General features: G+C 39.2%; 13 protein-coding genes and 1 pseudogene. 10 read left to right on the forward strand and 4 right to left on the reverse strand.

Annotation, left to right across the window (positions count from 1 at the left end):
* Position 1: 1 nt before the first annotated feature.
* Positions 2 to 1,831: a nitrate/nitrite two-component system sensor histidine kinase NarX gene (narX, locus tag ACYUCW_RS13630; protein WP_460408794.1), complete on the reverse strand. Its 1,830-nt coding sequence runs from the start codon at positions 1,829 to 1,831 to the stop codon at positions 2 to 4.
* Between the two features lie 294 nt (positions 1,832 to 2,125).
* On the opposite strand from narX, the gene ACYUCW_RS13635 reads away from it, so the two are divergent.
* The 6 genes and pseudogenes from ACYUCW_RS13635 to ACYUCW_RS13660 all read left to right on the forward strand — a co-directional run bounded on the left by ACYUCW_RS13635 (position 2,126) and on the right by ACYUCW_RS13660 (position 11,887).
* Positions 2,126 to 3,517, forward strand: coding sequence for a NarK family nitrate/nitrite MFS transporter (locus ACYUCW_RS13635; protein ID WP_004245428.1), 1,392 nt, complete (start codon positions 2,126 to 2,128; stop codon positions 3,515 to 3,517).
* 55 nt (positions 3,518 to 3,572) lie between these two features.
* Positions 3,573 to 7,334, forward strand: a pseudogene (locus tag ACYUCW_RS13640) (nitrate reductase subunit alpha).
* Entirely contained in the window at positions 7,334 to 8,887 is a 1,554-nt protein-coding gene (gene narH, locus ACYUCW_RS13645) for a nitrate reductase subunit beta (RefSeq protein ID WP_036905933.1), read from the forward strand. The pseudogene ACYUCW_RS13640 and the gene narH overlap by 1 nt, the downstream one beginning before the upstream one ends.
* Positions 8,887 to 9,612, forward strand: coding sequence for a nitrate reductase molybdenum cofactor assembly chaperone (gene narJ / locus ACYUCW_RS13650; RefSeq protein WP_012368809.1), 726 nt, complete (start codon positions 8,887 to 8,889; stop codon positions 9,610 to 9,612). Before narH ends, narJ begins: the two co-directional genes overlap by 1 nt.
* Complete coding sequence (narI, locus tag ACYUCW_RS13655; protein WP_004245424.1) at positions 9,609 to 10,286, forward strand: respiratory nitrate reductase subunit gamma; 678 nt, start codon at positions 9,609 to 9,611, stop codon at positions 10,284 to 10,286. The genes narJ and narI overlap by 4 nt, the downstream gene beginning before the upstream one ends.
* Before the next feature lie 407 nt (positions 10,287 to 10,693).
* Positions 10,694 to 11,887 (forward strand): lactate oxidase, encoded by a 1,194-nt coding sequence (locus ACYUCW_RS13660; protein ID WP_004245423.1) that lies wholly within the window; start codon positions 10,694 to 10,696, stop codon positions 11,885 to 11,887.
* A 76-nt stretch (positions 11,888 to 11,963) separates the two neighbouring features.
* Here ACYUCW_RS13660 and eptB read toward each other — a convergent pair whose 3' ends face one another.
* Positions 11,964 to 13,655, reverse strand: a complete 1,692-nt coding sequence (gene eptB / locus ACYUCW_RS13665) for a kdo(2)-lipid A phosphoethanolamine 7''-transferase (protein ID WP_063215741.1) — start codon at positions 13,653 to 13,655, stop codon at positions 11,964 to 11,966.
* A 540-nt stretch (positions 13,656 to 14,195) separates the two neighbouring features.
* On the opposite strand from eptB, the gene fdhF reads away from it, so the two are divergent.
* The gene (fdhF, locus tag ACYUCW_RS13670; RefSeq protein ID WP_460408798.1) at positions 14,196 to 16,340 is read left to right on the forward strand and encodes a formate dehydrogenase subunit alpha; all 2,145 of its coding nucleotides are present in this window, start codon (positions 14,196 to 14,198) and stop codon (positions 16,338 to 16,340) included.
* 87 nt (positions 16,341 to 16,427) lie between these two features.
* Here the strand turns inward: fdhF and ACYUCW_RS13675 are convergent, their stop codons facing one another.
* Together ACYUCW_RS13675 and ACYUCW_RS13680 are read right to left on the reverse strand one after the other, a co-directional pair.
* Complete coding sequence (locus tag ACYUCW_RS13675) at positions 16,428 to 17,315, reverse strand: 2OG-Fe dioxygenase family protein (RefSeq protein WP_004245419.1); 888 nt, start codon at positions 17,313 to 17,315, stop codon at positions 16,428 to 16,430.
* Between the two features lie 190 nt (positions 17,316 to 17,505).
* Positions 17,506 to 19,119: a sigma 54-interacting transcriptional regulator gene (locus tag ACYUCW_RS13680; protein WP_004245418.1), complete on the reverse strand. Its 1,614-nt coding sequence runs from the start codon at positions 19,117 to 19,119 to the stop codon at positions 17,506 to 17,508.
* A 400-nt stretch (positions 19,120 to 19,519) separates the two neighbouring features.
* Here ACYUCW_RS13680 and hydN point away from each other — a divergent pair, with 400 nt between their 5' ends.
* The 3 genes from hydN (at position 19,520) to hybG (ending at position 20,791) form a co-directional block, all read left to right on the forward strand.
* Positions 19,520 to 20,077, forward strand: a complete 558-nt coding sequence (gene hydN / locus ACYUCW_RS13685) for an electron transport protein HydN (protein ID WP_004248867.1) — start codon at positions 19,520 to 19,522, stop codon at positions 20,075 to 20,077.
* 73 nt (positions 20,078 to 20,150) lie between these two features.
* Positions 20,151 to 20,492: a hydrogenase maturation nickel metallochaperone HypA gene (gene hypA / locus ACYUCW_RS13690; protein WP_004245415.1), complete on the forward strand. Its 342-nt coding sequence runs from the start codon at positions 20,151 to 20,153 to the stop codon at positions 20,490 to 20,492.
* Positions 20,493 to 20,500: 8 nt separating this feature from the next.
* Positions 20,501 to 20,791, forward strand: a complete 291-nt coding sequence (gene hybG / locus ACYUCW_RS13695) for a hydrogenase maturation factor HybG (RefSeq protein WP_004245414.1) — start codon at positions 20,501 to 20,503, stop codon at positions 20,789 to 20,791.
* The last annotated feature ends 92 nt before the right edge of the window (positions 20,792 to 20,883 follow it).

Here is a 20,883-nt window from a genome sequence, read left to right on the forward strand (position 1 = left end):
ATTATTCATTATGATTTGCTCCCTTTTCGATAGGATCTTTATGGGTAGTGATTAACGGAAATGTGACAAATACTTGCGTTCCACCTTCTTTGCGAACCCTTATACTATAAGAGCCATTCAGACTATTCGCGCGTTCACGCATAATAATCAGTCCGTAGTGATTTATCTTTTCGGGATTAGGCGTAACACCTTCACCATTATCATTAATTTGCAGTTCAACGATGCCATTATTAAGTGTTAATGCGACTTCAGCCCAGTTTGCATTCGCATGTTGCAGAATATTATTTAATGCTTCACGAACAATTTGCACCACATGAATACTTTGATGTGAATTAACACATTTTGCAGGTAACTGATAATCAAAATGGATAGCAAACCCTAAACGTTGATTAAATTCATTTAGTGTATTTTCTAATGCGGCTAATAAGCCAGGCTCTGTCAATTTCAAGCGAAATGTGGTCAGTAATTCTCTTAACTGACGATAAGCCACATTTAGCTCTTCTCGCATCTCTTTTAGTAGTTTTTGACAGTTATCTGGCAAGGTTTTCGATTGCATTTGTAGATAACTGACCTGCATTTTTAAACATGATAGCGATTGAGCAATCGAATCATGTAATTCACGTGCAATCGCTGAACGCTCATCCATTAATAATAGCTGTTGTTGCTGTTCATTTTGTTGCTCCATGGCAAGCATTGCGGAAATTTGCTTAGTCAATAAGAGCATTAAATTATTCTGTTCGTCAGTAAGTACACTATTTTCCGGTAGCTGCATTACGAATAAACCATAGCGGTGGATCTGATCGGTCAATTCCCAATGTAATAAGCGATTATTTAACGGTGTAGTGATGCTGGTATCTTCATTGCAACGCTCACAATCAGGCGTTGGACAATATTCAGGGCGTGAGGAAGGGGCTAAGCTTATCTCATTAAATAATGTATGTTGATTATCTTCATATAGACGGATCTGCAAATAGCTATCAGGAATAATATGCTGTAGCTCTGCAAGGATCTGCCTTAAGCGAGCGCAAAGTGGCGTTTGGGAATGCAGTTGTTGACTTGAGTGATAAAGATAAGAGAGAACCTTATTTTTTTGTTGTAAATCATGGGTCTTTTCAATGACTCGTTGTTCTAATTCACTGTAGAGCGTCGATAGCTCTTCTGACATGGTGTTAAGTGCAATTCCTAGTGTGGCAATTTCATCATGGTGAGGACGAGGCCGAAAACGAGTTGAAAAATCACCATGTCCAATAGAATTAGCCATGGACATCAATTGTTGCCAAGGCAGTAATAAGCGACGACGAAAATGCCAAACAGAACCAAACAGCAGTAATAAGGTAAGAGCGGTAAAGATAAGTTGAGTATAAGCGACTAGGCGGATTTTTTGTTCAGTAAGTTGGTCAATACTTGATACTAATGTATCGAGTTGAGAAACAAAAAAGATAACTTCTTGTTTCGCATCATTAGGCTGTTTGGCTGCTGACAAAGTTGGTTTTAATGTCTCTTTCCAGTAATGAGTCAGTTGTACATATTGTGATTGCAGTGATGAGGTGCTTAATACTTGACGTAACTCTTTACTATCTAAATCATTTTCTAATTCTTGTAGATAATCACGGTGCTTATCATCAAGGGGTAAGGCTGAGAGTAAACGATAGCTTTGCATGCGCAGTGAGCCGGATTTATTAATGGCGTGAGCATTGCCTTGTACGCTTAAAATAATGTGGTTAGAAATAGCCATACCTACCACACCAAATAGTGTGAAAAGCAACATTAAAATAGCGATTTGATTAATAATTGAAAAGCGATAATGCCATTGAATGTTGTGCATTTTCATGATGTATTCCCAGTTTGATCTGGTCTATCTTGCCTTAAAAAACCGCTAAATAACATATACTCCAAAGGGAGTACCTCTAAATATCTAAGTATTGTAATGTGTTTAATAAAGAGTAAGTGATTTTACCTAATTTATTGATTTACATTTAAAATAGTCACGTAACCCTATTAATACTTAGGTATAAAACATAGATTTAGATGAAAAATCAAACAAAATCTTGCTTGATGCAGATCATGACTCGTAAACCAATCTCACCGTAAAAAGAAGCCAATTTAACCGTTAACCGAGGTTGTTATGGCACTTTCTCAACACCCAGAAAAAATGAAAAAAGGGGTGATCGAAAATTGGCATCCTGAAGATAAAGCTTTTTGGGAAAAAACTGGTCAAAAAATCGCATCGCGTAATTTATGGATTTCTGTTCCTTGTCTACTGCTATCCTTCTGCGTCTGGATGCTATTTAGTGCAGTCGCTGTCAATTTAAATAAGGTTGGCTTTAATTTTACCACTGATCAGCTCTTTATGCTGACTGCTCTACCTTCTGTTTCAGGTGCGCTACTACGTGTCCCTTACTCTTTTGTTATTCCTATTTTTGGTGGTCGTCGTTGGACGGCTATTAGTACGGTATTTCTGATTATTCCTTGTCTCTGGCTAGGGTTTGCTGTGCAAGATCTCACGACATCTTATTCCACTTTTATCGTTATCTCTCTGCTGTGTGGTTTTGCTGGTGCAAACTTCGCATCGAGTATGGCAAATATCAGCTTCTTTTTTCCTAAAGCACACCAAGGCGGTGCATTAGGATTAAATGGCGGACTGGGTAACTTAGGTGTCAGCGTGATGCAATTAATCGCGCCTTTGGTTGTCAGTGTGGGCGTTTTTGCTATGTTTAGTGGCCCCGGTGTCGTTCAACCTGATGGCTCACGTTTATGGCTAGAGAATGCGGCGTGGATTTGGGTACCTTTCTTGCTTATCTTTACCTTTGCGGCTTGGTTTGGCATGAATGATCTGGCTGCTAATAAAGCTTCTTTAAGTCAACAGCTACCTGTTTTAAAACGTGGTCATCTTTGGTTACTCAGTATCCTCTATCTGTGCTCTTTTGGTTCTTTTATCGGCTTTTCTGCCGGGTTTGCAATGTTATCGAAAACCCAGTTCCCCGATATTGTCATTTTACATTATGCCTTCTTTGGTCCTTTACTTGGAGCATTAGCTCGCCCTGTGGGAGGTGCGCTATCTGATAAATTTGGTGGCATTAAAGTGACGCTTATCAACTTTATCATTATGGCTATTTTCTCAGTGCTCCTGTTCTTAACCCTACCGGAAAATGGTGCTGGTGGATCGTTTATTGCTTTCTATGGCGTGTTTATGGTGCTGTTTTTAACGGCAGGGCTAGGCAGTGGTTCAACATTCCAAATGATTGCCGTGGTATTTAGAAAAATCACTATTGATCGCATGAAGGCACAAGGGGCTTCAGATGAAGCTGCGCAAAAAGAAGCCGTAACAGAAAGTGCAGCTGCATTGGGTTTTATCTCTGCAATCGGTGCGATTGGTGGCTTCTTTATTCCTAAAGCCTTTGGTACATCCCTTGCGATGACGGGTTCACCTGCTGGGGCAATGAAAATCTTCGTTCTGTTCTATATCGCCTGCGTTCTGATCACTTGGTTGGTCTATGGACGTAAACACAATAAATAATAATGACGAATTATACGCAATGTGAGCGCGCTAACGCGCATTGGGAGAGTATCTGATGAGTAAATTTCTCGATAGATTCCGCTATTTTAAACAGCTTGGTGATACGTTTTCACAAGATCACGGGCAAGAGTTAAATGTTAATCGCGACTGGGAAAATAGTTATCGTAGCCGTTGGTAACATGACAAAATCGTGCGTTCTACACATGGTGTTAACTGCACCGGATCATGTAGCTGGAAAATTTATGTCAAAAACGGCTTAGTAACATGGGAAACCCAGCAAACAGACTATCCACGAACTCGTCCTGATCTGCCTGATCATGAACCCCGTGGTTGTCCGCGTGGTGCGAGCTATTCATGGTATTTATATAGCGCTAACCGCGTTAAATACCCAATGGTGCGTAAACGTCTGATCAAATTATGGCGTGAAGCCAAAGCGCAACACGCTGATCCAGTTGATGCATGGGCATCGATTGTTAATGCTCCCGAAAAAACGAAAAGTTATAAACAAGCACGTGGTCGTGGTGGTTTTGTTCGCTCTTCATGGTCTGAAGTGAATGAAATTATTGCTGCCTCTAACGTCTATACCGCTAAAACTTTTGGCCCAGATCGTATTATTGGTTTCTCACCTATTCCGGCAATGTCAATGGTGTCTTACGCCGCCGGTGCCCGCTATTTATCTCTTATTGGTGGTGCTTGCTTAAGTTTTTACGATTGGTATTGTGATTTACCACCTGCCTCACCAATGACTTGGGGGGAGCAAACAGATGTGCCAGAGTCAGCTGACTGGTATAACTCTTCTTATCTGATTGCATGGGGTTCAAACGTACCTCAAACCCGTACGCCAGATGCTCACTTTTTTACCGAAGTTCGTTATAAAGGCACCAAAACGGTAGCAGTAACACCTGATTATGCTGAAATTGCTAAACTGTGTGACCAGTGGTTAAACCCAAAACAAGGTACAGATAGCGCCATGGCAATGGCGATGGGACACGTTATTCTTAACGAATTCCACGTTAAACGCCAAACTGAATACTTTAGTAACTATGTGCGCACTTACACTGACATGCCAATGTTAGTGATGTTAGATAAGCATGATTCTGGCAAGTTAGTTGCGGGTCGCATGCTACGTGCCGCTGATTTAGTGAACAATCTTGATCAGGAGAAAAATCCAGAATGGAAAACCATTGCTATTGATGAGAAAACACAGCAATTGGTCGCTCCTCAAGGTTCAATGGGTTTTCGTTGGGAAGGCGCTGCCAAATGGAATCTAGAGCCTAAAGACGGTAAGAGTGGCGAAGAAGTCACTTTACAATTGGGTCTTTTAGAAAACCATGATGATGTGGTTGACGTTGCATTTCCTTACTTTGGTGGCATCAAGAGTGAATACTTTGAAGGTGTTGCCCTTGATGATGTTCTCGTTCATAAACTGCCAGCAAAACGCATTACTCTTGCCAATGGCGAAGAAAAATATGTCACTACCGTTTATGACTTATTACTGGCTAACTATGGTGTCGATCGTGGTTTAAATGATGAAAACTGTGCGACAAACTATGATGAGATCAAAGCCTATTCACCCGCATGGGCTGAACAAGTAACAGGGGTTAGCCGTCAAGATATTATCCGCATTGCACGTGAATTTGCTGATAATGCAGAAAAAACACATGGTCGTTCAATGGTGATTGTCGGTGCGGGCATTAACCATTGGTATCACATGGATATGACCTACCGTGGCATTATCAATATGCTGATCTTCTGTGGTTGTATTGGCCAAAGTGGTGGTGGATGGGCTCACTATGTGGGACAAGAAAAACTGCGTCCACAAACAGGTTGGTTGCCATTAGCTTTTGGTCTGGATTGGCAGCGTCCACCTCGTCATATGAATAGCACGTCATTTTTCTATAATCATTCAAGTCAATGGCGCTATGAAACGGTATCACCGACAGAATTACTATCACCTTTAGCAGATAAATCACGCTTTAGCGGTAGCTTAATTGATATGAATGTGCGTTCGGAGCGTATGGGGTGGTTACCGTCAGCACCGCAATTAAACGTTAACCCATTGTCTATTACCAAGAAAGCTCAACAAGCTGGCGTCAGTGCAACGGATTATACCGTTAATGCTCTGAAATCAGGTGAGATCCGCTTTGCATCAGAGCAACCGGATAATCCGCAAAACTTCCCTCGTAACTTATTTATCTGGCGTTCTAATTTATTGGGATCTGCAGGTAAAGGGCATGAATATTTACTGAAATATCTATTAGGGACGGAAAATGGATTACAAGGTAAAGATTTAGGTGAACAAGGCCAAGTTAAGCCACAAGAAGTGGAATGGCAAGATAAAGGCGGTGAGGGTAAGGTCGATTTAGTGGTGACTTTAGACTTTCGTATGTCAAGTACCTGTCTGTTCTCCGATATCGTGTTACCAACCGCCACATGGTATGAAAAAGATGATATGAATACCTCGGATATGCATCCATTTATTCATCCATTAACCGCCGCGGTAGATCCCGCTTGGGAGTCTAAAACCGATTGGGAAATTTATAAAGGTATTGCTAAAACCTTCTCTAAATTGTGTGTCGGTCATTTAGGGGTTGAAACCGATTTAGTGACACAGCCAATACAACATGACTCCGCGGCTGAAATGGCACAACCATTTGATGTCAAAGATTGGAAAAAAGGTGAATGTGACCTTATCCCGGGGAAAACTGCACCGCATCTTATTCCTGTGGAGCGTGATTATCCAAATACCTATGCTCGTTTTACCTCACTTGGGCCGTTAATGGATAAATTAGGTAATGGCGGTAAAGGGATCGGTTGGAATACACAGACAGAAGTTGATTTCCTGAAAAAACTTAATCGCGTTCGTCATGACGGTGTGGCAAAAGGGCGCCCGGCGATTGAAACCGCAATTGATGCAGCCGAAGTTATCCTCTCTTTAGCACCTGAAACGAATGGTCAAGTGGCGGTAAAAGCGTGGGATGCACTAAGTAAAGTAACAGGACGCGATCACACTCATTTAGCTAAAGTAAAAGAAGATGAGAAAATTCGTTTCCGCGATATCGTTGCTCAACCTCGTAAGATCATTTCAAGTCCTACATGGTCTGGTCTGGAAGATGAGCATGTCTCTTATAACGCTTGTTATACCAATGTTCACGAGATGATCCCTTGGCGTACTTTAAGTGGCCGTCAGCAGTTATATCAAGATCATGAGTGGATGCGTGCTTATGGCGAAAGTTTAGTGGTTTATCGTCCACCTATTGATACTAAGGCAATCGAAGCCGTGAAAGGTAAAAAACCGAACGGCTTCCCAGAAAAAGCGCTGAACTTCCTGACGCCTCACCAAAAATGGGGTATTCACTCAACGTATAGCGATAACTTACTGATGTTAACCCTCGGTCGTGGTGGCCCTGTGGTTTGGCTGAGTGAAGATGATGCTAAAGAGATGGGTATTAGTGATAACGATTGGGTTGAAGCATACAACAGTAATGGTGCGTTAACCGCAAGAGCGATTGTTAGCCAACGTATTCCTGATGGCATGATTTATATGTATCACGCACAAGAGCGTCAAATAAACCTACCGGGCTCTGAAATAACTGGAATGCGTGGCGGTATTCATAATTCCGTGACGCGTGTTTGCCCTAAACCGACCCATATGATTGGTGGATACGCTCAGTTGGCTTATAGCTTTAACTACTATGGAACTGTGGGCTCTAACCGCGATGAATTTGTTGTGGTACGTAAGATGAAACAGATTGATTGGCTTGATGGTGAAGGCGATGCTTATCAACAAACCCTGAATGGACAGGAGAAGGCATAATGAAAATTCGTTCACAAGTCGGTATGGTACTGAACCTCGACAAATGTATCGGTTGCCATACCTGTTCAGTAACCTGTAAAAATGTTTGGACCAGTCGTGAAGGTGTGGAATACGCTTGGTTTAATAATGTTGAAACTAAACCGGGTACAGGGTATCCGCAAAATTGGGAAGATCAAGAGAAGTGGAAAGGCGGCTGGATCAAAAATATTAAAGGTAAGTTAGTACCAAGAATGGGTAACCGTGTTGGGCTATTATCAAAGATTTTTGCCAACCCAGATGTGCCAGCATTAGATGATTATTATGAGCCATTTGATTATGACTATGAGCATTTAAAAAATGCACCAGAAGGCTCATTACCCACCGCACGTCCTCGTTCGTTGATAACAGGTCAGCGTATGACCAAGATCGAAAAAGGCCCAAACTGGGAAGATGATTTAGGGGGCGAATTTAGCAAACGTGCTGCGGATAAAAACTTCGCCCATATGCAAAAAGAGATGTATGGGCAGTTTGAAAATACATTTATGATGTATTTACCTCGTTTATGTGAACACTGCTTAAATCCTGCTTGTGTCGCGACCTGTCCAAGTGGTGCGATTTATAAACGTGCTGAGGATGGTATTGTGCTTATCGATCAAGATAAGTGTCGTGGTTGGCGTATGTGTTTAACAGGGTGTCCATACAAAAAAATCTACTTTAACTGGAAAAGCGGTAAGTCAGAAAAATGTATTTTCTGTTATCCGCGCATCGAATCAGGTCAACCAACCCTATGCTCAGAAACCTGTGTTGGACGTATTCGTTATCTTGGTGTGATGCTGTATGACGCAGATAAAATTTCACAAGCCGCCAGTGCTGATAATGAAAAAGACTTATACCAAAGTCAATTAGATATCTTTTTAGATCCCTTCGATCCTGAAGTTATTAAAGCTGCAGAAGAGCAAGGTATTCCATTAAGTGTGATTGATGCAGCCCAACGTTCGCCGGTTTATAAAATGGCGGTGGATTGGAAGCTGGCATTACCATTACATCCTGAATATCGTACTTTACCTATGGTGTGGTATGTGCCACCTCTGTCACCTATTCAATCTGCGGCTGATGCAGGAGTGTTGCCACATACGGGAGTATTACCGGATGTAGAAAGTTTACGTATTCCTGTCCAATATTTGGCTAACTTGCTGACCGCAGGCGATACAGCGCCAGTGTTATTAGCATTAAAAAGAATGTTGGCAATGCGCCATTATAAACGCGCAGAAACGGTAGAAGGTAAAACCGATTTGACAGCATTAGAGCAAGTGGGATTAACCGAAGCACAGGCACAAGAGATGTATCGCTATTTGGCGATTGCCAATTATGAAGATCGCTTTGTTATTCCTTCTAGCCATCGTGAGTTAGCAAGAGAAGCTTTTCCTGAGCGTAACGGCTGTGGTTTTAGTTTTGGTGATGGTTGTCATGGCAGCGAGAGTAAATTTAATCTGTTTAATAGCCATCGTATTGATGCCATCGATATCACTTCCAAAACCCCTCAAGATGAGCGCCGTTCTGAGGAGAAAATATGATGATCTCTTTGAAAGTTATTTCTCTGTTATTGGATTATCCCAGCGAAGATCTCTGGGAACATCGTAATGAGATCATTGATGCATTGCAGGAAGCTGACGAGCTTCCTGTCACGCAAGTCGCAAAATTAATGGCGTTTATTCGTGAACTCACGCAACAAGATCTGCTGGATGCACAAGCGAATTACAGTGAGATTTTTGATCGAGGTAGAGCGAGATCGCTATTGTTATTTGAACATGTACATGGTGAATCGCGTGATCGTGGTCAGGCAATGGTTGATCTGCTTAATCAGTATCAACAAGCAGGGATCACCTTAAGTAGTCGTGAATTGCCTGATTACTTACCTACTTACCTTGAGTATTTAACGCTATTGCCTACCGATGAAAGTATTGAAGGGCTTAATAATATTGCCCCTATTTTGGCATTGCTGAGTGAGCGTTTAAAACAGCGAGGCAGTGATTATCACGCTCTTTTTGATGTATTGCTTTGTCTCTCACAAAGTGAGTTAGACGCTTCACAACTGGCGGCTCAAGTAGAAAAAGAGCCTGTAGATGATACGCCGGCTGCATTAGATGCCGTATGGGAAGAAGAGCAAGTGACGTTTCTAGGTGAAAGTGCGCAATGTGGTAGTAACAATATTAGCCAGCATCAGCGACGTTTTGCGCAAGAAACGCCTGTTCAATATCTCAATGTCGGTAATTCGCTAGATATGGGAGCACAAAAATGAATTACGTTAATATGTTGTTTTTTGATATCTACCCCTATATTGCTGGTGCTGTTTTTCTTATCGGTAGTTGGTTACGTTATGATTATGGTCAATATACATGGCGTGCAGGCTCCAGTCAGATGTTAGACAAGAAAAACATGCGACTTGCTTCGAACTTATTCCATATTGGTATTATCGGCATTTTTGCAGGTCATTTTCTGGGGATGTTAACGCCACACTGGATGTATCAATCTTTTCTACCAATTGAATATAAACAAATTATGGCGATGGTTGGTGGTGGTACTTGTGGTGTGTTAATGCTGATTGGCGGCATTATGCTGTTAAAACGTCGTTTGACGAATGCACGAGTAAGAGCAACATCGTCATTTGGTGACATCATGATCTTAACCTTGCTGGTTGTCCAAGTTGCACTCGGCTTACTGACTATCCCATTCTCTGCACAGCATATGGATGGTAGTGAGATGATGAAGCTGGTGGCATGGGCGCAAGCTATTGTGACATTCCATGGCGGTGCTTCGGCAAATCTTGAAGGTGTTGCACTTATTTTTAAATTGCACATATTCCTAGGTATGACGATTTTTTTATTGTTCCCATTCTGCCGTTTAGTTCATATTTGGAGCGTGCCAATTGAGTATCTAACGCGCCGTTACCAAATTGTTCGTAATCGACACTAAAGGTATTTTTCTCCTGAGTTGATTTGAGACTTTTAATTGCGCTTATCTCACCCCCGCCCGCGGGGGTTTTTTTTAACTTAAACAAATTTTTTGAATGCTTAAAGCAATAATCTTTAGATACATTATTTCCATAGTCAGCTTATACTCGCTTTTAACGACATCAAGATTATTTTTTAAAATGTCATTATGTTATTTAAATATCATGATATTTAAATAATTATATATATTTTCCTTAATGACCTAATTTTTATTAAGTTACATTTGATTTATTTAATTATTATATATTAAAAAATCAGAACGATTATTTTAAGTTTCTATAAAAATAGAGTTTATATTTATTCTTATAATCTGAGCGTTGTTTCTTAAACTATAAATATAATCCATTAATTCCTACATAGGGGGAGATAATGAAACATACATTGTTAAAAACGACTGCAATTGCTATGGCATTAAGTGTGGGAGTTGTGCAAGCGACTGAATATAAAGCGAGTACCGCAGAACATCCAATCAAAATAGTTAATTTAGATGCTCTTGAAAATCAAGTAAAAGAAAATATGGATAAAGGCGCTTTCGGTTATATTCGTGGTGGTGCTGAAGACGAAAATAACTTGCGTTCTAATACAAATGCATTTAATAAAAAATATATTATGCCTCGTGCATTACAAGGGATTGAATTTTCCGATCTGAATTTAAAAACAGAATTTTTAGGTATTAAATTAGATACGCCTATTATTCAGGCACCGATGGCAGCCCAAGGGCTTGCTCATCAACAAGGCGAAGTTGCCACAGCAAAAGGTATGGCGAAAGCGGGCTCTATTTTCTCATTAAGTACTTATGGTAATAAAACCATTAAAGAAGTCGCGCAAGCACAACCGGGTTATCCGTTCTTTTTTCAGCTATATATGAGTAAAAACGACGCGTTTAATCAGTATATTTTATCGCAAGCAAAACAGTATGGCGCGAAAGGTATTATTTTAACGGTTGATTCTCCTGTGGGGGGATATCGTGAAGATGATATTAAAAATAGTTTTCAATTCCCATTAGGTTTTGCCAATTTGGAAGCATTCGCCAAAATCAGTGATGATAAATCAAAAACAGGTAAAGGTTCGGGTATTAGTGAGATCTATGCTCAAGCTAAACAAGCATTTACTCCTGCGGATATTCAATATGTGAAAAAGATGTCAGGTTTACCAGTCATTGTGAAAGGTATTGAATCACCTGAAGATGCCGATACTGCAATTAAAGCGGGTGCTGATGCGATTTGGGTGTCTAATCATGGTGGTCGTCAGTTAGATAGTGCACCAGCAACCATTGATGTATTGCCAGCCATTGCCAAAGTCGTGAACAAACGTGTTCCTATCGTTTTCGATAGTGGTGTTCGTCGTGGCTCACATGTCTTTAAAGCGCTAGCGAGTGGTGCAGATGTTGTTGCTGTAGGGCGTCCAATTCTTTATGGATTAAATTTAGGCGGTGCTGAAGGTGTAAATTCAGTTATCGAGCAATTAAATAAAGAGTTAAGAATTAATATGATGTTAGGTGGTGCAAGAAACGTCAAAGAAATTCAAGCAACACACCTGTATACAGATGCTGACTTTAAATAAGCCATTATTTTAATCTCAGCGAGTAAAAACCCCATGCTTAATCTTAAGCATGGGGTTTTTATTGATTAGAAACGACTTAATGTGCTTCGCTAGTTATGTCACCAAAACAGAGATTATTTTGATTATTAATCCCCCCATCGGGTGATGAGTAACCTAGACAGCCTAATATCGAGTCAAAAATATTATGATGATAGAAAGTCCGGTTATTATCTTGATTTCGTTTGAGATTATCAAATAACTGTTTATTTTCAGGCTCAGCTAAATAGCTATCTGACATCCACACTAAGAAAGGCACTTTAAATTGTTCTGGTGGTGCAATTTCTTTTGGTGTGCCGTGTAAGCCACCTTTTTCTGAAATTGACTCGCCGTGATCTGAGGTATAAAACACAATGGCTTTTTTATCACGCAAGGTATTAAGTACACCATCAATAAAGTAATCAGTATAAAGAATAGAGTTATCATAAGCATTGATTAGCTGCTCTTTGGTGCACTCATCGTCAACGTTTAAGCATTCAGGTTGGTATTTTTTAAATGCGTTTGGGTAACGTTGTGAGTACATAAAGTGTGAACCTTTAGTGTGTAAAATTACTAAGTGGTTACCTTTAGAATAGTGAGCAACGGAATCTGCGACTTCGTTAATAAGCAAAGTATCATCTAATTCTTTGCCAAAATTACTATTTTTGGCGGTCATCATCTCTTTCATGGCATAGTTATCTAAATCAAGCTTATTGTAAAACCAAAGCTCACTTTGCATTGAAAAGAGTTCTGATGTCATTCCTAGCTGATGTAATACTGAGAAAATATTGTTCTCTTTTAACGTTCGTTGATCGTTATTTTCTGTACCATTTTCACGCACAAACATACATTTTAGCGAAAGTTTTGTTGCTGTATCGCAAGAGATACCTTTCAGAGCAATCAGATTTTTTTCTTGGCTTAATAAGGGATTGGTTTGTCTTTCATAACCGAATAGCCCCATATGATCCCACCTTGCTGTCTCGCCAATAATAAAGACCACATAGACATCTTCATTGGCTTTTGACGGGATATAAGTAAAGTTATCCGCGGGATCAAAGATATTCTGGCTATTAAAGTGGTCGTCGTACTGTGTTATCGCATATTGAAATAAAGGAATAATCCAGTTGGTCGGTAAATAGGCGTAACTTAAACCACCGCTGTAGCTTGGCAAATCTAAGTTATTCTTGATTTCATAGGCTTTTTGTTTCGAATCTAAGGTTTTTAGATAGACAAATACCGCAAGAGCAATTACGAGCATTTTGACCGTATTTTTGATCCAGATTTTTTTCTTTTGCTGCTGAGTTATATTTTTTTCTGGTTTCTTACATAACCAAGTTAGCGCTAGGGGTAAAATAGATAACCCAATAATCCAAATAATCACATTAGGGCTAATCAGCTCTTTTGATAAATCGATATCTGTGGTGAGCGTAGAAATAATAATGCCATAGCCAATAACTACATCAAAGAAAGAGATATAGTAACTAGCACAAACACTAATGAGCAGAATAAAAGAAGCGACTATTTTAAAAAATAGTGTGCCACAAAAAGAAATAAGTCGTAATAAGAAGAAAGTAAAGGCAATGTTTACTGCAACTTCACCCAGTATATATAAACTTTCAATGAGGGAGTTGTGAGAATTCTGTGTGCCATAACGGCCAATGTAAACGGAAAGATTAAGAAATAAACCAATATAGACAGCTAAAAAAAGAGAAACTTTTTCTTTTGAAAATCGTAAAAACTTTAATTTTTGCATGTTGAGCTATTATCAAATTTTTGGGGTGTAGAGGTCTTTAAGACCGCATTGTTGTTTTCAGGTTCAGTATTATGGGCTTTTTTTTTATTGTTTTTCACCTTTTTTCTTGCGAATAAATTGTTATTCAAAATATTAATTCTTAAAAATTTACCTAAATAAGAATATAGCAAGTCAAATTATCATATTGTCATCAAATAATGATGTGTTTAGTTGTTAAATAAAAATAACTAATTGTATTTATTGAAAAATAATAATTTTATTGATGAGAAGAATACATAGAGCAAATCGTGTTAATTAGACCGATTAATCTTTGCTATTACTGCTTGCTCATCGTCGACAGAAAAATCGTCATTAGTGTCGATAATTGTTTCCTTTTTGTCTCTTACTCATCTTATTACTGATAACTGTCTGTTATTTTTCTTTGTTTTTCATCTAATTATAAAATATTTAAAATAATGGCTTATTTGGCACAGTCTCTGCATAGATAAAGGAGAGAATCGGGTATTAACCTGAAAGTTGATGAACACAGGAGCAATGTTGATGAAAAAAGTCATCACGGTCTGTCCGTATTGCGCCTCAGGATGCAAAATCTACCTGAAGGTGGAAAACGGTAAAATCATTGGCGCTGAAGGAGCCAATGGTTTAACAAACCAAGGTGAGCTGTGTCTGAAAGGGTATTATGGATGGGATTTTATCCGTGATACTAAGATACTGACTCCACGCCTTAAAACACCTATGATCCGCCGTGAAAGAGGTGGAAAATTAGAAGCGGTTTCTTGGGATGAAGCTATTGAGTTTGCGAGTAGCAAACTACTTGCTATCAAAGAGAAATATGGCGCTAAAGCTATTATGACAACCGGTTCATCACGAGGACCTGGTAATGAAGCTAACTTCGTTATGCAGAAATTTGCTCGTGCGGTTATCGGAAATAATAATATAGACTGCTGTGCTCGTGTCTGACACGGCCCTTCGGTTGCAGGTCTGCAGCGTTCGGTCGGTAATGGTGCTATGAGCAACTCAATCGTTGAGATTGAGGATACCAAATGTCTATTTGTCTTCGGTTATAATGCCGCAGACTCGCATCCTATTGTCGCTCGCCGTATTGTGAAGGCGAAAGAAAAGGGTGCCAAAATTATTGTATGTGATCCACGCTATATCGAAACAGCTCGCTTGGCTGATTTACACTTAGCATTGAAAAATGGTTCTAATATTGCACTGCTAAATGCTATTGCCAATGTGATCATAGAGGAAAAATTATACGATAAATCCTTTATTGAAAATCATACCGAGCAATTTGATGAGTATTGCCAATTAGTCGCAAGTTACACCCCTGAGTCGGTAGAAAAAACAACGGGGTTAAGTGCACAAATTATCCGTGAAGCCGCGCGTATGTATGCCAAAGCGGAAACGGCGACAATCTTGTGGGGAATGGGGGTAACACAGTTCTATCAAGGGGTTGAAACCGTTCGTTCACTCACTAGCTTAGCATTATTAACCGGTAATCTTGGTAAGAAATATGTTGGGGTAGGTCCTGTTCGTGGTCAAAATAACGTACAGGGTGCTTGCGATATGGGAGCACTACCTAATACGCTACCAGGCTATCAGTATGTTACTGATGCGAAAGCGCGTGAAAAATTTGCCAAAGCTTGGGGCATTGAATCGATGCCTGAAGAAGTGGGCTATGCGCTTAGTGAAGTACCTCATAATATCGACCATGGTTTAATTAAAGCACACTATGTGATGGGGGAAGATCCACTACAAACTGAGCCAGATTTAGCCACTATTCGTAGAACTTTTGAAAAACTCGATTTACTGATAGTACAAGATATCTTTATGACCAAAACAGCATCGATTGCTGATGTTGTTTTCCCTGCCACATCATGGGGTGAACATGAAGGGGTGTACACATCAGCAGACCGTGGATTCCAGCGTTTCTATAAAGCGGTAGAGCCTGTTGGTGATGTTAAAACAGACTGGCAAATAATCAGCTTAATGGCAACAGCAATGGGTTATCCAATGCATTACAACAACACCAAAGAAATTTGGGATGAGTTGCGTGAGTTATGCCCGATTTATTATGGTGCAACTTACGAAAAAATGGCTGATTTGGCGTATATTCAATGGCCTTGCCCAACAGAAGATAGCCCAGGTACACAATATCTTTATGAAGGCGGTAAGTTCGATACTCCTAATGGTAAAGGTCAATTCTATACTTGTGAGTGGGCGCTACCTATTGATCAACTCTCTGATGAGTTCCCAATGGTATTGGCAACGGTTCGTGAAGTTGGACATTACTCTTGTCGTTCAATGACAGGTAACTGTAAAGCATTAGCTGCATTGGCTGATGAACCCGGTTATGTTCAATTAAACACTGAAGATGCCAAACAATTAGGAATTAAAGATCAAGAGTTGGTTTGGATACGCTCTCGACAAGGTAAGGTTATTACTCGTGCTGCGGTCAGTGATAGACCAAATAAAGGTGCGGTATATATGACTTACCAATGGTGGATTGGGGCTTGTAACGAACTAGTTGCAGAAAACTTAAGTCCAATAACCAAAACACCTGAGTATAAATATTGTGCGGTTTGTGTTGAGTCAATTAAAGATCAAGCTCAAGCTGAGCACTATGTAAAAACAGAATATAACAATATTAAACGTCGTTTAAGAGAAGCCGCTGAAGGCTAACTTTGCTGATTAATATTTATTTTCTGTCCGAAAACCGAGCATGACTGATCTAGATATCAGTAAGCTCGGTTTTTTATCGCTTTATGATTAGGCTACTTGCTTATTTAAATGTAACGTTAGTGGTAAATCGGGATGTAATTGGGTTGAATCAAACTGATGTGATGGATGAGTATCTACGGTTGGATAACGGGATAATAAAACAATAAAATCCTGATAAGCAAAGTGGTTATTGTCATGCGTAAAAATAGGTGTACCACTATGATTTAACTCATTATCCGCAATTAACAATATATCCAGATATTGGGCATTATTATGCTCATAGAGAACATTATTAGGATTAATATCTTGCCAAGGTGTACCTATTGCTTCTTGATGAGAATGAACACGTAATGCGCCGGAATTATTTTTTACATTATTTTTATTCATCATGACAATCATGGTGTGATCAACACCATCTTTATGCACCCCTTCAATAGAAAGCTCACTTAACGAATTAGGTTCAGCAATGAGTCTTAAATGAAATACCGTTGAAATTGATTTAGGGGATTGTTGATCGGTTAAGCGACGTGGTGTAAATCGATTTCCTTCAATCAGGAGCATTTTCAATTTTAATAATGCTTGGTAAGCGGTATTGCTTTGCCAGCGATCGTCAATTGCTCGAAAGTGTCTTTGTGCACCGCTATCTTCACGAATAAAGCCATCTTCTTCAGTGAGGACAAAAGGTTGATACTCTAGTCGTGAAATGGTTTTAGCCTCATTATCGAAAAGGTAGCGTCCGGTGCGAGAGTGACGAAACGACAATGTAGGATCTTGCGCGAGATAATCACCATATTCTATGAGTGTATCTATATCTTTCTCTGTTGCACCTAATTGTTTTATTAAATCAATAACTATTTTTTGTGGAATAAAAACATATTTATTATTTTTATATTCTTCTTTTATTTTATTAATTTTATTCGTAAGCAGGTCATTCATAGGTAATATGCTCCATGGATTATTTATATTCTTATAATAAGTTAGCGTTAATTAACTAGTGATAATAATTAAAGAAATATAACCACTAAAATTATAGATAGGGATAAAAAAGTTGCCAATGGACAGAAAAAAACGAGTGTAACAAATTAATTACACTCGTTTTACAATATCGGCTGTAGTGGTCGTAAAACTAAAGAATTTCAGGAATGGAAATACCTAAGCGTTGCATACGTGATAATAAGGTGGTTCTTTTTAATCCTAATTTTAATGCCGCACCTCTGGCACCAGCCACTACACCGTTAGTTTCTCTAAGGGCTTGTATTATCCGCTCACGCTCTTCATCATCACTTTCAGGTGCGCTAGTTTGCATCTTTTTTTCTATGGCTGATGGTTGCGAAAGCACTTGTTTTAAACGAGATGGTTTATTGATATTTAACTCTTTTAGTTGCAAATTTAGCGTAGAGCCTCGAGTTAAAATAACCGCGCGCTCAATAATATTTTCAAGCTCTCGTACATTTCCCGGCCAAGGATAATGGGTTAATTGCTCCAAAGCATGTGTTGGAATACAGTCTATTTTTCTATCCATGCGGCGGGCAATTTTTTGCGTAAAATATTTTGCCAATAAGGGGATATCTTCAGGTCGCTCCCGTAATGGCGGGATAATAATAGGAAAAACATTCAGACGATAATAGAGATCTTCTCGAAATTCCCCTTCATCCGTCAGTTCACATAAATCTTTATTGGTCGCTGCAATTAAGCGTACATCCACAGGAATAACTTTATTACCACCTAATCTTTCGATTTCACGCTCTTGGAGAACCCGTAATAGTTTTGGCTGTAATTCAATGGGCATATCGCCAATTTCATCGAGAAAAAGCGTACTTTTATCTGCCATTTCAAATCGACCTACATGGGCATGTGTTGCACCCGTAAAAGCGCCTTTATCATGTCCAAAAAGGTCACTTTCTAACAGACCGGAAGGTACTGCTGCACAATTCATTTTTATCATCGTCTTATTTTTACGATGACTTAAACGATGGATCGCTCGTGCAATTAACTCTTTACCAGTACCTGTTTCGCCTAAGATAAGTACAGTACTGTCACTTTGAGCGACTAACTCAATTTGTTCTAGTACATTATGCATGGCATCGCTTTGATAAATAATCTCGCTAAAACTACCATTTCTATTTATTTGTTCATTAAGCCAAATATTTTCGTTCTTAAGGCTATCTTTAAGGTGAGTTATCTCTTCATAAGCGGCGGCATTTTCAATTGCAATCCCGATGCGCGCGGCAATTTGTTGCAATAATTGACAAGTTTCTTCAGTAAAAACACTACTTATTTCATGCGCTAGGATTAATAAACCTAGCGGTTTACGGTTAAAAGCCAGTGGCAATAACAAAGCCGTCTGCATATTTTGTTTTACGAGACGTTTAATCAAAACATCGTCTTGATCTTCTTTATTGATATCGATTAAAACGGGTTTGTTTTGATGAATAATTTCTTCGGCTTTGTTATTGGCGCTACTGAACTTACGTTGTTGACGAATGACAGATTTTCCTGTCTGATAACGACTAGAATAAAGAATACCTTCATGACTATTTTGTGATGAAGTACGACATAACATCAGACTAATATGATTAAGTCCGAAAAAACGATGTATTTCTTTAGATACTTCAGAAATGAGGCCATCCATGTCTAGATGCGCTAATACAGAATTTGTAATATCGACAAGTATACGATATTGATTCCGCTCACTGCGAAGGCTCTCCATAGTTTCAGCATTGTTACTGCTTAATTTCATGACACCACCGATTGCCCTAAAAAATTAACTATATTGTAATCGCTTTATTATAAATTTATATCAATGACTGAGTCATTTTTGATCCAAACCGCTATTTTCTTATTTAACGGGAAAGTAAAAAATATAAATTTAACAAATCGATATATATTTATTTATATATCGATTGATTAGATCGTCAAAAATGTCGAATAAATTGACGAAATATAATTTTCCTAATTAATAATCATTTTTATTTGCAAATTATTTAATTGAAAAATAAGGATTAGTTAATTTAAAAATAGATTGGCATGAACCATGCTATATCTAATATATAGATACCTAATTGTTATTCTAAATTAGATAATTAATTGCGTTTATCGCCAATATAACGGCTATATATAACAAACAGCAGGAGAATATGATGAACCGTTTCATCATTGCAGACCCTAAAAAGTGTATTGGTTGCCATACCTGTGAAGTAGCATGTGTTGTTTCACATCAGCAAGCTTCCCAAGATAATTTAGCAATCGACCAAATTAGTGAGCAAAATTTCCAACCACGCATTCATGTGGTGAAAGGCTTTTCAATTAGTACCGCAGTTGTCTGCCATCAATGTGAAGATGCTCCTTGTGCCAATGTCTGTCCTAATGGTGCCATTATTCATAATAAAGATTATTACTATGTCGATCAGGATAAATGCATTGGTTGTAAAACCTGTGTCTTGGCTTGTCCTTATGGCACTATGGAAGTGGTTTCTCGTCCGGTTATGCGTAAATTAACCGCTCTCAATACGATTGAAGCATTTAAAGCAGAAGCCAATAAATGTGATTTATGTCATCACCGTGCTGAAGGTCCTGCTTGTGTTGAGGTCTGCCCAACGCAGGCATTAGTCTGTATTGATAGAGATGCACTTGAAGATATGGTTAAAGAGCGTCGTCGTAAAGCGGCTTTTGAAACAGGCGCTGATTTATTGTTCTAAGATCAAGAATAAAGCAACTATGTCCTGATACTATAGTTGCTATTATTTATCCTGCTTCAAGTAAGGTATAGACATGCATGAAATCACGCTTTGCCAGAGCGCATTTGAGATAATTGACTCACAAGCTAAATTAAATAATGCGCAAAAAGTAAAAAGCGTTTGGATGGAGATCAGCGCACTATCTTGTGTTGAAGTCTCTGCACTTGAGTTTTGCTTTGATATTGTTTGTCGAGATACTATCGCACAAGGTTGCCAGCTACATATTGAGGTTATCCCTGCTAAAGCATGGTGTTGGGATTGCCATCAAGTGGTGACTGTTTCGACTTTTAATGCAGGTTGTCCTGCTTGTGGTAGTCAAAATTTGCGGGTTGAGAATGACGATGCAATGCGCATAAAACAAATAGAGATCGAATAGGGGTTGTTATGTGCCTTGGTATTCCAGGTCAAGTTGTTGAAGTGGGAAAAACCATCACTGAAAATGCATTGGTCGATGTTTGTGGTGTTAAGCGTGAAGTGAATATCGCATTAGTTTGTGAAGGCGAGCCTGATACGATGATTGGTAAGTGGGTATTAGTCCATGTGGGTTTTGCCATGAGTATCGTTAACGAACAAGAAGCACAAGAAACCCTTAACGCATTGATGGCGATGGGGGAAGTCGAAGACGATGTGAGTGCTTTTCTCTATGGTGAGGAAAGTACAGCTAAACGTGCTTGAGCAAATTTAATACTATTTGCATGGTTGCTGACTTTTTCTTATACTCTATTTTCACTTTTCAAAGGCTGGGACGACCCAGCTTTTTAATCTGT

The organism is Proteus sp. MB838 (assembly GCF_054767435.1).

Coding starts and splice junctions, on each gene's coding strand:
- narX (WP_460408794.1), bottom strand. CDS start 1,831: ATGAAAATGCACAACATTCAATGGCATTATCGCTTTTCAATTATTAAT.
- ACYUCW_RS13635 (WP_004245428.1), top strand. CDS start 2,126: ATGGCACTTTCTCAACACCCAGAAAAAATGAAAAAAGGGGTGATCGAA.
- narH (WP_036905933.1), top strand. CDS start 7,334: ATGAAAATTCGTTCACAAGTCGGTATGGTACTGAACCTCGACAAATGT.
- narJ (WP_012368809.1), top strand. CDS start 8,887: ATGATCTCTTTGAAAGTTATTTCTCTGTTATTGGATTATCCCAGCGAA.
- narI (WP_004245424.1), top strand. CDS start 9,609: ATGAATTACGTTAATATGTTGTTTTTTGATATCTACCCCTATATTGCT.
- ACYUCW_RS13660 (WP_004245423.1), top strand. CDS start 10,694: ATGAAACATACATTGTTAAAAACGACTGCAATTGCTATGGCATTAAGT.
- eptB (WP_063215741.1), bottom strand. CDS start 13,655: ATGCAAAAATTAAAGTTTTTACGATTTTCAAAAGAAAAAGTTTCTCTT.
- ACYUCW_RS13675 (WP_004245419.1), bottom strand. CDS start 17,315: ATGAATGACCTGCTTACGAATAAAATTAATAAAATAAAAGAAGAATAT.
- ACYUCW_RS13680 (WP_004245418.1), bottom strand. CDS start 19,119: ATGAAATTAAGCAGTAACAATGCTGAAACTATGGAGAGCCTTCGCAGT.
- hydN (WP_004248867.1), top strand. CDS start 19,520: ATGAACCGTTTCATCATTGCAGACCCTAAAAAGTGTATTGGTTGCCAT.
- hypA (WP_004245415.1), top strand. CDS start 20,151: ATGCATGAAATCACGCTTTGCCAGAGCGCATTTGAGATAATTGACTCA.
- hybG (WP_004245414.1), top strand. CDS start 20,501: ATGTGCCTTGGTATTCCAGGTCAAGTTGTTGAAGTGGGAAAAACCATC.